Annotated in this window: 2 protein-coding genes; both read left to right on the plus strand. The window is 44.6% G+C overall.

All coding sequences use genetic code 11. The features are described from left to right. The first annotated feature begins 67 nt into the window (after positions 1–67). Positions 68–643, plus strand: coding sequence for an O-methyltransferase (locus tag AAC01S_RS18445; RefSeq protein WP_067625992.1), 576 nt, complete (start codon positions 68–70; stop codon positions 641–643). A gap of 469 nt (positions 644–1,112) precedes the next feature. Beyond that, positions 1,113–1,305: ASCH domain-containing protein (locus AAC01S_RS19480; RefSeq protein ID WP_157071305.1), on the plus strand; the 193-nt coding region annotated here is incomplete at its 3' end.

Here is a 1,305-nt window from a genome sequence, read left to right on the forward strand (position 1 = left end):
TGTGCTACAATCATTATACCTCAATACCGCGATTTGGGTATGATTTGATTGAGAAAGGTTGGGTGATGTGCTCCAGACTAATAATGCCCTGCCGATGATCGTAGAAGAAGCGATGCAAACAGCGAAGGAACGTGCATATCAAAATTCCTGCTTACCGGAAGTTGGACAGTTGCTGAGGATTTTTAGTGGACTCAAGCCTAATGCCAGAGTTGCTGAGATCGGTACTGGACTTGGAGTGGGCAGTGCCTGGATTCTATCAGGAATCGAGCCAAACACAACTTTCTTCACTGTAGAACTCGAGCGTGAGCGAGTAGAACTTGTGAGCAAGATTTTTGAAGGGGTTCCAAATGTTCACGTTCTTCAAGGAGACTGGAAACAGATTTTGTCTTACGGGCCATTCGATTTTGCTTTCGTGGATGCGAAGTCAGCCAAGCATGAGGAAGCAGATGACTTGATTGACGCAATGATGGTTAATGGGCTTATCTTGCTGGATGACTTCACTCCCATTGAGCACTGGCCAGAAGAGTGGAGGGGCAAACCCGATGTCGTGCGAGAGAAGTGGATGAACGATGAGCGCCTGTTTTGTACCGAGGTTCGAACTTCTGAAAGCAATTCCGTGCTGGTGGCTCGCAAAATCAAGTAATCGCTATGGATGAGTTGTGTTGTATAGAGGATGCCCGGAGTGCTTGTTTTGGGCATTCTTCTTTCATCTGGTCAATAACCTACAGGTTCAAAATACATACGAACGGGTGCGAAACCTGAAGGCGCACGACCATCACTCGGCGCATAAACATTCAGTTCGATGTTCCGATGTCATTGAACTTAGGTCGGTATGGGAAGCCGAATTCTACATCATCATACTCTGATCGGATCTTCAAGCAATACTTTCTTTCGGGAATGGGTTAATTTTGAAGTCGCTAATGAACGTCTTATATACCATCCTGAAGGCACCAAATCGTTATTGGAGGCGAACTGTCTATATATCGACGACGGGGTTAAATGAGATACGTATTTGTCTCAAGTATGTGTAATTGTGTTCATTAAAGCCCGTTGGCATTGTTGCATAGTTGGGCAGCATCTCTGCTATCAAACGGGTAAAAAGGGGAACGCTTGTGATACATCAAATGGGTCTTTATGGAGAGTGTTTTGCATCTATCATAGGCGGACGGAAAAAGGTTGAAGTTCGTCTCAATGACGAGAAGCGAAGACAAATAAATGTGGGAGACATTATCGAATTCATTAAGGTTCCTGAGCAAGATGAAACATTGCAAGTACAGGTTGTTGAGCTACGACAATATAACACAT

It is taken from the genome of Alicyclobacillus acidiphilus NBRC 100859, assembly GCF_001544355.1.
GTDB lineage: Bacteria > Bacillota > Bacilli > Alicyclobacillales > Alicyclobacillaceae > Alicyclobacillus > Alicyclobacillus acidiphilus.